General features: G+C 67.9%; 12 protein-coding genes and 1 pseudogene. 8 read left to right on the top strand and 5 right to left on the bottom strand.

Translation table 11 applies throughout. The annotated features are described in order from the left end of the window. Positions 1-94 precede the first annotated feature (94 nt). Together ML01_RS25715 and hcp are read right to left on the bottom strand one after the other, a co-directional pair. Positions 95-1,333, bottom strand: coding sequence for an NnrS family protein (locus ML01_RS25715; RefSeq protein ID WP_082674687.1), 1,239 nt, complete (start codon positions 1,331-1,333; stop codon positions 95-97). 13 nt (positions 1,334-1,346) lie between these two features. Next, positions 1,347-2,975, bottom strand: coding sequence for a hydroxylamine reductase (hcp, locus tag ML01_RS25720; RefSeq protein ID WP_058558234.1), 1,629 nt, complete (start codon positions 2,973-2,975; stop codon positions 1,347-1,349). 1,172 nt (positions 2,976-4,147) lie between these two features. Here hcp and ML01_RS25725 point away from each other — a divergent pair. Both ML01_RS25725 and ML01_RS25730 read left to right on the top strand, forming a co-directional pair. After that, positions 4,148-4,480: a hypothetical protein gene (locus ML01_RS25725; protein WP_058558235.1), complete on the top strand. Its 333-nt coding sequence runs from the start codon at positions 4,148-4,150 to the stop codon at positions 4,478-4,480. A gap of 148 nt (positions 4,481-4,628) precedes the next feature. Continuing rightward, entirely contained in the window at positions 4,629-5,561 is a 933-nt protein-coding gene (locus ML01_RS25730; RefSeq protein WP_082674688.1) for a sulfurtransferase, read from the top strand. A 25-nt stretch (positions 5,562-5,586) separates the two neighbouring features. On the opposite strand, the gene ML01_RS25735 is transcribed toward ML01_RS25730, so the two are convergent. After that, the gene (locus ML01_RS25735; RefSeq protein ID WP_058558237.1) at positions 5,587-7,317 is read right to left on the bottom strand and encodes a winged helix-turn-helix domain-containing protein; all 1,731 of its coding nucleotides are present in this window, start codon (positions 7,315-7,317) and stop codon (positions 5,587-5,589) included. A 171-nt stretch (positions 7,318-7,488) separates the two neighbouring features. Further along, positions 7,489-8,454, bottom strand: coding sequence for an MBL fold metallo-hydrolase (locus ML01_RS25740; RefSeq protein ID WP_058558238.1), 966 nt, complete (start codon positions 8,452-8,454; stop codon positions 7,489-7,491). A 515-nt stretch (positions 8,455-8,969) separates the two neighbouring features. Between ML01_RS25740 and ML01_RS25745 the strand changes: the two genes are divergently transcribed. The 4 genes and pseudogenes from ML01_RS25745 to ML01_RS25755 all read left to right on the top strand — a co-directional run bounded on the left by ML01_RS25745 (position 8,970) and on the right by ML01_RS25755 (position 11,194). Then, positions 8,970-9,161: a hypothetical protein gene (locus ML01_RS25745; RefSeq protein WP_058558239.1), complete on the top strand. Its 192-nt coding sequence runs from the start codon at positions 8,970-8,972 to the stop codon at positions 9,159-9,161. Next, a pseudogene (locus tag ML01_RS31570) lies at positions 9,106-9,225 on the top strand (hypothetical protein); the annotation flags it as partial. The gene ML01_RS25745 and the pseudogene ML01_RS31570, both read left to right, overlap by 56 nt. A gap of 76 nt (positions 9,226-9,301) precedes the next feature. Next, positions 9,302-10,672 carry an OFA family MFS transporter gene (locus ML01_RS25750; RefSeq protein WP_371258251.1) on the top strand — a complete coding sequence of 457 codons (1,371 nt, stop codon included), beginning with the start codon at positions 9,302-9,304 and terminating at the stop codon, positions 10,670-10,672. A gap of 36 nt (positions 10,673-10,708) precedes the next feature. Beyond that, entirely contained in the window at positions 10,709-11,194 is a 486-nt protein-coding gene (locus ML01_RS25755; protein WP_254045399.1) for a thioesterase family protein, read from the top strand. On the opposite strand, the gene ML01_RS25760 is transcribed toward ML01_RS25755, so the two are convergent. Beyond that, positions 11,191-11,481, bottom strand: coding sequence for a transposase DNA-binding-containing protein (locus ML01_RS25760; protein WP_058558241.1), 291 nt, complete (start codon positions 11,479-11,481; stop codon positions 11,191-11,193). The genes ML01_RS25755 and ML01_RS25760 overlap by 4 nt on opposite strands. A gap of 119 nt (positions 11,482-11,600) precedes the next feature. On the opposite strand from ML01_RS25760, the gene ML01_RS25765 reads away from it, so the two are divergent. Together ML01_RS25765 and ML01_RS25770 are read left to right on the top strand one after the other, a co-directional pair. Further along, positions 11,601-12,167 (top strand): Uma2 family endonuclease, encoded by a 567-nt coding sequence (locus ML01_RS25765; protein ID WP_058558242.1) that lies wholly within the window; start codon positions 11,601-11,603, stop codon positions 12,165-12,167. Positions 12,168-12,433: 266 nt separating this feature from the next. Then, a partial coding sequence (locus tag ML01_RS25770) for a hypothetical protein (protein ID WP_216819278.1) occupies positions 12,434-12,649 on the top strand: 216 nt, incomplete at its 3' end.

Raw genomic sequence — 12,649 nt, forward strand, 5'->3', positions numbered from 1 at the left:
TGTTGACCTCCAGGTCAACACCGCGACAGAGCGAGATGCACCGATGTCGCGAGTGCGGAGCCGACCTGGAGGTCGGCTCTCCGGCCCGCCGCGCTCAGCCCGGCTTGCCGTCCACCCTCGGCGCGATCAACATCGGCGCATACACGGCCGTGAACAGCGCGAAGGCGCCGATCCAGCAGGTCCCGGCGGCCAGCATCCAACCGGTGTAAAGGCCGGGCGCGAGCCAGACCGCGATGCTGCGCAGCAGCGCGGCGGCGGTGACCAGCGCGAAGGCGAGCAGCGTGAGCCGGCTCGCGTGCATGGCGCGCCCGGTGTGGCCAAGCGTGACCCGCGCCATCATGCCGAGCGTCAGCGTGCCGATGGCCCCGGCGGTGATGGCGTGCAGCGCGATGCTCGGCGGCAGCAGCCGGAAGGCCGCGATGCCGTCCAGGATCAGGCCGGCCGCGAGCCACAGAAAGCCCAGGTACAGCACCGCGAGCATCGGCAGACCCCAGGCGCGGCGATCGTGCCAGCCGGCGAGCCGGGCGAGCAGCAGCACGCCGGCGGCCAGCGCCGCGACGCCGGCGAGCCGACCGGCCAGCGGGCTCGCCGGCAGCGCGAGGTGCAGTGCCAGCATCGTGAGCACCGCGCCGAACACCAGCTTATCGAGCCACGGCCGGCTGACGGGCGCGGCGCCGGGGATGGCGGCACGCGTAAAGAACGGCATCACGCGCCCGCCCACCACCAGCATCAGCACGATGACCAGATCCAGCATCAGCCGCTGACCGCGTGCGGCCAGCCCAGGCAGCACCCCCATGCCGTCCAGGTTCACCAGCAGCGACGCGAGCGTGAACCCGCCAAAGACGACCAGGAACAGCCGGTTCACCGGGTTCGGCCCCTGCCACAGCGCCCGGCGCAGCGACAGGGCCAACGCCGGGAAGAAAGCAATGTCGAGGGCGCCGATCAACCAAGCCGGCGCCCCGAGCCAGGGCGCGAGCCGCGCCGCGAGCCACAGCGCCACCAGCGCCGCGAGCCGCCCGCCCGCGGCCGTCGGCAGCCCGCTCCAGTTGCGCGCCGCCGTCAGCAGAAAGCCGGCGATGACGGCGGCGGTGTAGCCGAACAGCATCTCGTGGGCGTGCCAATGGGTGCCGGCCAGGTAGCGCGGCGGCGCGAGCAGCCCGAACAGCACCGCGAGCCAGGCGATGAGCGACAGCGCCGCCCAGCCGCCGGCGACGAGAAAGAACGGCCGAAACCCGAGCGCCAGCAACCCGTAGCGCGCGACGGCGGGCTCGGCTTGCGCCCCGGCGGCGGGCGCCGGGGGCTTGATCACAGGGGGCAGCGGGCGACGGGTCATGACCGGGTTGCGCTCAAGCCGCGGCGAGCATCGCGGCGATGTCCGCCTCGGGCGTGTCGATGGGCTTGAGGTCGAAGGCCTCCACGAGCACGTTGACGACGTTGGGCGACAGGAAGGCCGGCAGCGTCGGGCCGAGCCGGATGTGCTTCACGCCGAGGTGCAAGAGCGCCAGCAGCACGATGATGGCCTTCTGCTCGTACCAGGCGATGTCGTAGGAGATGGGCAGCTCGTTGATGTCGTCGAGCCCGAAGACCTCCTTCAGCTTGAGCGCAATGACCGCGAGCGAATAGGAGTCGTTGCACTGCCCCGCGTCGAGCACCCGCGGGATGCCGCCGATGTCGCCCAGATCGAGCTTGTTGTAGCGGTACTTGGCGCAGCCGGCGGTCAAAATCACCACGTCCCGGGGCAATTGGCGCGCGACCTCGGTGTAGTACTCGCGCTCCTTGTGGCGGCCGTCGCAGCCGGCCATGACGACGAAGCGCTTGATGGCGCCGCTCTGCACCGCGTCGATCACCTTGTCCGCCAGCGCCATGACCTGGGCGTGCGCAAAGCCGCCGACGATCTCGCCTTGCTCCAGCTCGGTGGGCGGGGCGCAACGCTTGGCCTGCTCGATGAGGGCGGAGAAGTCCTTGCGGCCGCCGGCGGGGCGGTCGGCGATGTGCGCAACGCCGGGCCAGCCGGTCTCGCCGGTGGTGTAGATGCGCTCGCGATACTCGGCCTTGACCGGCGTGATGCAGTTGGTGGTCATCAGGATCGGGCCGTTGAAGGCCGCAAACTCCTTGTCCTGCTGCCACCAGGCGTTGCCGTAGTTGCCGGCGAAGTGCGGGTAACGCTTGAAGGCCGGGTAATAGTGGGCCGGCAGCATCTCGCTGTGGGTGTAGACATCGACGCCGGTGCCCTCGGTCTGCGCCAGCAGCTCGTCGAGATCCTTCAGGTCATGGCCGGAGATCAGGATGCCCGGGTTGTTGCGCACACCGAGGCTGACGCGGGTGATCTCCGGGTTGCCGTAGGTGCCGGTGTTGGCTTCATCGAGCAGCGCCATGGCCACGACGCCGACCTCGCCGCAGCGCTGCACCCAGCCGATCATCTGCGGCACGTCGAGCGGGCGGGTGGTGGAGGCCAGCGCGGCGATCATGAAGCTGTAGATGGCCGGGTTCTCGTAGCCGAGCACCGCCGCGTGCTCGGCGTAGGCGGCCATGCCCTTGACGCCGTAGATCAACAGCTCACGCAGCGAGCGGACATCTTCATTTGGTTCCGTCAGCACGCCGACCTCATCGGCCTTCGCCGGGTAGTCCACCACCGGCGCGCTCCAGTTCACCGCTTCGAGGTCGCTCGCGAAGCCGATTGCGGCCTTGATCGCGTCGCGCCGGGCGATGCTCTCGCCGATCAGGGTGTTGAAGCGGGCGGCATCGAAGTTGGCGTTCGTGATGGTCGTGAACAGGGCCTTGGCCACGAAGCGCCCGACGGTGGCATCCGGCGCCCCGCGCTGCTCGGCCGCTTCGGCCACGATGGCGAGGCCCTTCAGCGTGAAGACGAGCAGATCCTGCAGGCCCATCGCCTCCACGGTCTTGCCGCAGGTGCCTTTGACGGTGCAGCCGGTGCCCTTGGCGGCCTCCTGGCACTGGAAACAGAGTTGACTCATCGGGTTGGCCTCGCGTTGCGTGGTTGGGGGGAAGTGCAAACCATGGGGACAGTCTGCGCTCGCCCCGGCCATCCACCTTGATCAAGGTCAAGCCAGAAAATTCAGCGGTTTGCGTACCGCCGACGGGGCTCGTCCAACCGCACGGCAAGCTTAGCAAGCTCTGGGCCAGGCTCGACTGGGGCGCAAGGGATGCGCTTGCTGTCGCACGCCCTCAACGGGGCGACGGGCGCGAAAACCGCGCGAAAACCGGGACCGCGAAAACCGGGACACGCGAAAACCGGGACAGACCCGAATGGCGCTAACTTAAGAACCGACTATTAAGAATCAGTAACTTATAGTCCTCCTGCGTCGCGAAATCGCGAGATTGCAGGACGCTCAGGGAGCGGAATCGGGCGGAAACCCTGCCGGGGCCGGCCTGCCGCTAGAGTTTCCTACCCCGCAAGCATCTGATTGGTATGGACAAGTGGCTTAAGTTAGCGCCATTCGGGACAGACCCCGTTTAGCTGCGAAGATCCGCGCCTGCCCCTGTGGGAGCGGCTTTAGCCGCGACAGGCGCGCGTGCCGCAGCCCGGCCGGTCGCGTGCAACGCCAACATCGCTGCAACCTCCTCAGGCTCGCGCATCTGCTCTCCTCGCTTTCCTACCGGCAAAGGAGGGCCGTTGTACCGAACACTCGACATCGTCATTTCCCCTCAATCTGCGGGGGTCATTTCTCGATGTCGTCAGGGGGTCAGTTTTTCATATCGCCTGACAATTTCGATAGCGATGTCGATGAAGCCTCGTTAGGGGACAAGCTAAGACCGGATCGGGACGCCCCCTGACGACTGCTCGACTGCTCGACTGCTCGACTGCTCTTTCTAGGTTAATAGGCGGTAGCCGCCCAGCGCGGCAAAGCGACGCGCATCCCACCACCTTGGCTGGATTACGACCGCGGGAAAGGCCCGCCGATTGGTCGAGTTTCAAAACGACGCCGCGCCCTCCCGTAGCCCCCAGCCCCCACCCCCTGTCTCCACTAGCTGAACAAACGACGAAAAAACGACGGTCGTCGTTTCGATTGGCTTCAGTCGGGACTTCTTGAGCGTTCGCGCCTAGAACGAAAGGTACACCCCAGCGGATCGGCTGCCCGGGCCTGTTGCCGCGGGACCTTCAAGATTCCGGGAAAGGAGCAATGCCATGATCAGAACGCTCATCGTCCTCGCGACTTTATTCGCGTCACCGTACGTGAGTGGGGCTTGTATCACCGACCAGCCGGAGCTGGGCGACATCGGCCCCAGCGCTGAGCTGGTGTGTCAAGCCCTCTCGCGGCGCTTCCCCGAGGCCAAGCTGGCGGTCGAGAACCGCTCAATTCACTCGCCGACCGCGGTAACCGTAGAGGCGTCAGTGGACGGCAGGCCGATCTCGCTGAGCTACATTCTCGCCGGCTACGCATGGCTATTGGACAGCCCTGAGGCCCGCACGGCCGATGTGCCGTTGGAGCGGTCTGTGCTACCTGTCGCAGGCCAATAATCCGAACACCTGCACCGTTGCCGAGCGACGCCCGATCTGCGCGCGAAGGCTCACGGCACCCGTTTTAAGAAGGTCTTTGTTTAGCGGTAAGGATGCCGTGTGCTGAGCAGGGCTGGATCTCAAACCCAATTGGAGAACGTCCGTGAACATGATCGCATTAACTACCGCGCTGCTATCGACACTCTGGTCGGGCAGCACCATGGCCGCTTCCGCCGTTGCCCCGTTGATCGACGCGGAGCGCCTGCAAACCATCGCCTGCGAGCCGAATGTCGTCGTGCTGGACATCCGCAGTACCAAAATCGACGGACAGGCACGGGACGCCTATGCGCAGGGTCATGTTCCCTGCGCTGTCCACACCGATTACATTGAGGGCGGCTGGCGCACCAAGGTGGATGGCGTGCCGGGCATGCTGCCGCCACTGCCGAAGCTCGAGGCGCTCGTCGGCGGGCTCGGCATCGATGACTCGACCTGGGTCATTGTCGCGCCGCTCGGCGCTGACGCCAAGAGCATGGCCGCCGGCGCGCGGGTCTATTGGACCCTGAAACTGCTCGGACACGAGCGCGTGTCGATCCTTGATGGCGGCACCCTCGGCTACGCCAAGGGCGGTGCGCGCCCCCTGGAAAAGGGTGCTCGCAGCCCAACGCCGAAGAGCTTCGTCGCCGACCTGCAAACCGACATGCTGGTGAGCGCTGACGATGTCCTGCAAGGCATCGAGGCGCAAGCAACACTCGTCGACTATCGACGTCAGGATGAATTTTCCGGCCTCAACCGAAACGGCAAGACGCCTCGCGCCGGAACGCTACCCGGCGCTGCCAACGTCCCGCTGGAATGGCTGACGCGAGACAACGGCGGCGAGATTCGTTCCCCGGCTGCCCTGGCCAAGCTTTACACGCTTGCGGGCGTGGCGGCCGACGCCAAACAGGTCGCGTTCTGCAACACGGGACACAACTCCAGCCTCGGCTGGTTCGTGGCGCGGGAACTGCTCGGCAATCAGGACGTGCTGCTCTATGACGGCTCCATGGCGCAGTGGAGCCGCAACGAGGCACGACCAATGGCCCGGGCCGTCGATCTCACAGACTGACGCGCCCTGCGCAGGTCCGGGTGCCTTACTGCAGCCCGGCCTTGCGCAGGTCCGTGATCAAGCGATTGAGGTATTCCGGATCGCGAATGGGGTATCGTTCCTGGATATGGTTAAGCGTGAAGCCGGGATTGAGCGCCAGCAGCTCGTCGGTTTGCCAGTGCGCGTCCTCGATGCGGCCGATATTGGCATAGGCCGCCGCCAGCCAGAGCCGCAGCATCTGATGGGTTGGATTCATGGCCACGCCGCGCTCAAGATCCTCAATGGCGCCGGTTGCGTCGTCGACCGCATAGCGCAGCGCACCGCGAACCAGCCGGTAGATCGACGGCACCCGCGGATTGAGGCGCACCGCCGCTTGCATTGCCTTCAAACCCTCGGCCGGTCGTCCGGCGAAATGCAGCACCCAGGCGAGCAACGCATGGGCGTCGGCATAACTTGGCGAGAGCGCGATGGCGTGCTCGGCCTGGCGGACCGCGCCGGTGAAGTCGCGCCGGTGCAGATCGATCTGGCCGCGGACGAAGTAGATCTGCGGTACGTCCGGATCAAGGGCTCGTGCCCGCTCGACCAAGGCTGCTGCATGCGCCAGTGAAGCCGGGGCATCCTCGTTCCAGCCGTCCACCGCGTCGCGGGAATGTGCCAACGCGAGCGCCGCATAGGCGCGGGCATAGTCGGGATCCAGCGCGATGGCCTGCTCGTAGTAAGACTTGGCCAGCTCGTTGTCCTGGAAGGAGCGGCGTCCGTAGTGGTCAAGGCCGCGGAGCAACGCGTCGTAGGCGGCAACACTGGCCTCGGCGGTGCTTGACAGCCGGCTCTGTTCCGCCGGGGCCAGCTCGACCTCAAGCGCGGCGACGATGCGTGCGGCGAGCTCGTCTTGCAGACGGAAGATGTCGGTCAGCTCGCCGTCATAGCGCTCGGCCCAAAGGGTGCGTTCGCTGTCGGTGGCAATCAACCAGGCGTTCAGGCGCAGTTGCCGGTCCGTTCGGCGCACGCTGCCGCGCAGCAGATAGCGAACGTCGAGCTCACGGCCGATCCGGCGCGGCGGTGCCGTGCTGTCCTCGTAGGCAAAAGCGGAATTGCGCGCCACAACCAGCAGTCCGGCAACCTTCGACAGATCCGTAATCAGGTCTTCGGTGATGCCGTTTGCAAAGTAGGCCTGATCGGCATCGGGCGATTGGTCCGCGAAGGGCAACACGGCAATGGCGGGCAGCGCTTGCGGCGTCGGCGTCCTCTCTTGCGGCAAGTCTCGGAGCACCCACGCCGCGCCGAAGGCGACCGCGATCAAAAGTCCCAGTGCGCCGAGCATCGGTGGCAGCCGCCGTCTGGAAACTCTGGAAGGAAGCCATTCGCTCCACGACGTTCGCGGCGGTGCTTCGAGGGTTGGGCCGAGCTTCAACACATCGCCTGGAGCCGGCTCCACGTGTGCGATCAGCCGGTAGCCGTGCTTTGAGATGGTTTCAATGATGTGCGGCGACCGCGCATCGTCCCGCAGCGCTCGGCGCAGCTTGATGACAGCATTGGTGATGGCGTCATAGCCGACCACCATGCCCTTCCAGACGTGCTGCTCCAGCTCCTGTCGCGAAACCACCTCGCCCGGATGTCTCGCAAGATAGACGAGCACGCTCATGACGCGCGGCTCCAGTCTGGTCTCGCGGCCCCCCTGCAGCAGCCGGTTCGCGTCCGCATCAACTATCCAATCGGCGATGCGGAACGGCCCCGTGCTCTTGGCCGGGCTGGGGCTCTGATCTTGCCGTCTGTCCAAGCATCAGCCCTCCACGCGTGGTGGCCCGCTGGCGGCTGCTCGACCGTGCGGAGCCCGTTGCGGCCGTTTTACCACGCCCGAGACCACCGCGATTTGCGTCGTTAGATAGCGGCGCTGTCGGCGCGCGCTAAGGCGCCGACCAACACGACGCCCGCAACGCGCGGTGCCGCATCACTCGTCCAGCATCTCCTGCTCCAGCGACAGGTAAATGCCGTAGGCGTTGCGCCGATGGGCGGCGTCAAAGGCCGGGAGCTTTTCGAAGCGCGACCAGTCCGCGGCGTCATAGGCATCCGCGAATGGGGTCATTTCCTCCACGGCGGCGGCCATCTGCTCGCGGGTGTACTTGAGATAGTCGAGCGTGCGGGCCACCGCCTCCGCGGGCTTGCGTGCGGCGGGGCCATGCCCCGGGATCAGCGCCTCGACCCCGGTCTGGTCCAAGGACTCCAACACTTCGAGCCAGCGGCCGGTGTCCGCGCTGCCGGTGAAGGGCACGCGGCCCTCGAAGATGATGTCGCCGGAGATCAGCACGTTGTCCGGGCGCACCAGCACGGCGAGGTCGCCGTCGGAGTGCGCCGGGCCCAAGTAGCGGATGTCGATGGTCACCTCGCCCAGGGTCAGCTCCGTGGCCGCGTCGATGATGCGGTCCGGTCGCACGAGGCGGGTGTCGTCGTTGACCCAAGGGTCCAGCGACAAGCGGCGCTCTTCCAAGCGCTCCTCGGCATTGGGCGAGTCGAGATACTCCTGCACGCCGTCGGGGGCGATGATCTCGGCGCCCTGATCCTCGAATACCTGCAGGCCATAGATGTGGTCCGCGTGGTAGTGGGTGACGATGACGGTGGTGATGGGCGCAGCGGAGACCTTGCGCAGCTCGTCAAGGAAGCGCTGCGCGAGCGACGGCGAGCCGAGCGCATCGACGATGGCGATGCCGTCCTTGGTCACGATGGCCGCGGCGTTGGAGATGAAGCCCTTGTTCTCGGTGGCCGTGCCCGGCGCGCCCGCCACGTAGTACACGTGCTCCGAGACCTTGCGCAGCGGCATGTCAATGTCGATGGGCACGGGCTCGGCGGCTGTGCCGGTGCCGAGCACGGCGAGCAGGGGCCAGCAGAACAGCGACGGGCGGATGCGGGGCTGGGGCATGGTGGGATGGTCCTCGGGTGCCGGCAGCGCGGCGCGATGCTTGTGGTGTTGGCCGGTGTCGAGCGCGCGCCGGACGCGCCCGCAGTCACCGGCATCCTAACCCGATGTGCAGCGGCGTGAGCCGGCGCGCCGGGCGCCTGCGCTGGTCAGGCTAGCGGCCATGGCGTCGAGACCGACCCCTTGTTATCCGCACTGTTTCGCGGCGCTCTTTTGCGCGATTTCCCCGGTCCAGCAGAAGCTCCAGCGCCGTACACGCGGGGCCACGGCGCCGGCTCTGTCCCAGATGCCGCCTGGCGAGATGCATCGAAGAATTCGCACAATCAACCGACATTGCGATGGGAAGACGCGGCCGGGCAGCGATCGACGGGGTTAGCATCGTCGGCGAGTCCTCCCCGGACTCCCGCGCGAGCGTACCGGACGCACGCAGCGCAAGCCGGCCCGGGCACCCGATCCCGGGAGTAGTCCCGGCATCTTCCGCCCAACCCGTCTTTTTACACACTGGAGCCGTATCCCAGATGAGTATTTCCCTGCGCCGCCTGCTCGATGCCGGCCCGCCGCCCCCGGCCATCGAGCTGCTTGACGCCGCCCCGAGCGTCAGGATGGCGATCTTTCACGACGCCCCGACGGCGCCCGCGGTCCGCCCGGCGCCCCATGGGCTTGTCGCGCCCGCCCGGGCCGGCACAGCACACGACAGGTGCGATCCATGACGAGCACGCAAACGGGCAACCCAGCCGGCAACCAAGCCGGCAACCAAGCCGGCAACCAAGTGGTCAACCAAGCCGGCAGCCAAGTGGTCAACCAAGCGGGCAACCGTTGGCTGGTGGTTGCCGGGGCACTGATCGTCCAGATGAGTCTCGGCGCCGTGTATATCTGGAGTGTCTTCCAGACGCCCTTGCTGGCCCGGTTTCCGGGCTGGTCCGAAACCCAGGTGACCTTGCCGGCCCAGCTCGTGATCGCCGTCTTCGCCTTTGCCGTGATCCTCGGCGGGCGCATCCAAGACCGGCTGGGACCGCGGCTGGTGGGCACCATGGGCGGCCTGATCCTGGGCGCGGGTCTCATGCTCGCCGGGCTCACGGGCAGGTTCGGTGAGGGCACGGCGCTGGTGTGGCTGGTGGGCACCTATGCCGTACTCGGCGGCCTCGGCATCGGCATGGCCTACGTCTGCCCGGTCGCCACCTGCGTCAAGTGGTTTCCGGACAAGCGCGGTCTCATCACCGGCCTTGCGGTGGCGGGCTTCGGGGCCGGCGCCTTCTTTTTTGCGCCGCTGGCGCGGGGGCTGATCGGCGCCGGTGACTACGCGCTGTTCGGTATCCCGCTCTTTCCGCTGCCTCGGGTCGGCGTCTTCGAGACGTTTACGGTGCTGGGCGTCATCTTCCTCGTCGCCGTGGTGCTCGGCTCACAGCTCCTGCGCAATCCGCCCGCCGGGTACTGTCCGGCGGGCTTCGTGCCCGCCGATGGCGCCGCGGGCCGGCCGGCGGCGCAGGCGGAGGTCGCACCGGGCGCGATGCTCCGCACCCCCGCGTTCTGGCTCCTGTGGCTCACCTATCTGGCCGGCAGCACCGCCGGGCTCATGGTCATCATGAAGGCAGCGCCCATCTGGGAGACCTTCGGCCTCGCGGCGACCACCGAGGCCCCCGTCTCCGCCGAGCGCTTTGCGAGCATCGCGTCCGCTGCGGCCATGGCCGTTGCGGTGCTGGCGCTGTTCAACGCGGCCGGGCGCATCCTTTGGGGTCGGGTGTCAGACACCCTTGGTCGCCGGGAGACCCTGATCCTGATGTTTGTCATCTGCGGCCTGGTCTTGCTGGGCCTCGACTGGATGCGCGTCTATCCTTTGTACCTGCTGGGCATCTCGGTGATTGCGCTCTGCTTCGGCGGCTACCTCGCCCTGTACCCGGCCATTGCCGCCGACTACTTCGGCACCCGGCACATGGGGGTGAACTACGGCTTTCTGTTCACCGCCTACGGCATCGGCGGCATGCTCGGCCCCTACCTCGCGGCGGCCCTGATGCAGACCTCGGGGGGCGTCGAGTATCAGGCGCAGGACGCGACGGGGGCACTCGCAATCCAGGTATTTCAGCTAGGCGAGTACGGCAAGGCCTTCGTCACCGGCGGTCTCCTCTGTCTGGCGGCCGCCGTCGTGATGCTGGCGGTGCGGGCGCCGCAGACCGGTGCGGCGCGCGTTGACGTCAGCCGGCCGATCTTGGTCGGGGAGCGCTGAGGCCCGTCCGGCCGGTCGGCACCTGCGACGCGTCGCGTGAGCGAGAGCCCCGGCCGGCCGGCCGGCCGGACTGACGACAACGACAACGACAACGACAACGAGCCCGCGATGAACCCACCCGCCTTCGAGCACCGCTTCCGCGTCGCGCTGCACGACACCGACGCCGCCGGGGTGTTGTTCTTCGCGCACCTGTTCCGCCACGCGCACGACGCCTACGAGGCCTGGATGGCGGCGCTCGGCTTCCCCCTCGACGCCATGGTCCGCGACGGCGAGCTGCGCCTGCCCCTGGTGCACGCCGAGGCCGACTACCACCACCCGCTGCGCCACGGCGAGGCGGTGACGGTGCAGCTCGCGGTCGGCGAGGTGCGCGAGCGCTCCTTCGTCATCGACTACTGCTTCCTTGGCGCGGAGGATGCCGTTGCCGCAACAGCACAGACGGTGCATGCCGGGCTCGATGCGGGCGGCTCGCGGGGGCTGCCGACTGCGCTCCTGGCCGCGCTGCGCGGGGCCGCGGGGGCTTAGGCGCTATGCGGGGCGAGCACGCGCTCGGGCGTCACCTCGGCGTGGTCGAACATGCGGTAGGCGGCGCGGGTCTCGTCCCAGCCCCCGCGGGCGGCGGGAATGGTCAACGGCGGTTTCTTCCCCAGGGTCTCAAGCAGGCGGCGCGCGCGGCGATTGAGGCGGCGATCGCCAAGATCGATGGCGCCGAGCTCGTCGGCCAGCGCACCCATCGCACCACCCCGGCGCGGCGCAAGACCCAGCCGCCAGCGCTCAGCGCGGGTCCGCTCCAGTTCCGCCGCATCGAACATGTTGGCGCGCTGGCCCGGGGACCAGCCCCGGGTAGCGGACACCGTGCCGCACGGTGCTAAGCTTCAGCTTGACGACGGCCCATCGCGGCACCGCACCAACCGACCTGCGAGCATGTTCCATGGAAGCGCCGCGCCTTCACACTGTCGATGACCTGCTGGGCTGGCCCGGCGACCCGCCCGTCGAGCTCATCGACGGCGAGATCGTGCAGCGGCCGATGACGCGATTCGAGCATGGGCATGCGCAGACCGCGATCATCGGCCAGTCCTTCCCGCTCGTGCTGCGACAACAGCCGGATGGCTGGTGGATCGTCCCGGAAATCAGCGTCCGCTACAGCGAGCACCACTGCCCGAGCCACGACCTCGCCGGCTGGCGCAAGGCCCGCCTGCCGGCGCGACCGGTCGGCGTCATGACCCTGCTGCCCGACTGGGTCTGCGAGATCCTCTCCCCCGGCCACGAGCGCAAGGACACCGTCACCCACTTTCTGCGCCTGCAACGCGCCGGCGTGCCCTACTACTGGATCATCGCGCCCGAAGACCGAGCGCTCATCGCCTACGCCCTCGACGCCGGCAGCTACCGCGCCGTTTTCACCGCCGAAGGCCCGGCCGAGACCGCCGGCAGAGCCCGCATCCCGCCATTCGAAGACATCGAGATGGATCTCGCCGTGCTGTTTGGGGACCTGGGCTGACCAAGCGCGCCCGCACCCCGCGCCTCGGCGGCATGCCGACGCGGCCGTGGGACAGCCGCCAAGGCCGCCGGAGCCAAGTCCTCGCGCCCGATTTCCGGCCCGAGTCCGCCGCGGCCGGTGCCGCCGCCGACCCCAACGGCTGACGCGCACACACGAGCCTCGGCCGGCTCAGCGCCGGCGGCGCGTGAAGGTTGCGCAGGACCGGGCGTCGGTCGATCATTGCCCGCACACAACGACCTCAGGCCGGACGCACGGAGCCCGCCCGCATGCTCGACGTCACCCAAGTCCCCATCGCGCTCGCCGTGGCCAGCGCCACCGCCTACCTGCTCGCCCGCGGCGCCCTGGGCGAGGCCGGCAAGGACGCCTACGCCGCGCTGAAGCAGCGCATCCAAAAGTGGATCGCCAAGGAGCACATCGACAAGCTCGAAGAAAAGCCGGACTCGGCAGGTCGGCAGACGACGCTCGCGGAGGAGCTCGCCGAT

Source organism: Thiohalocapsa sp. ML1 (genome assembly GCF_001469165.1).
Classification (GTDB): domain Bacteria; phylum Pseudomonadota; class Gammaproteobacteria; order Chromatiales; family Chromatiaceae; genus Thiohalocapsa.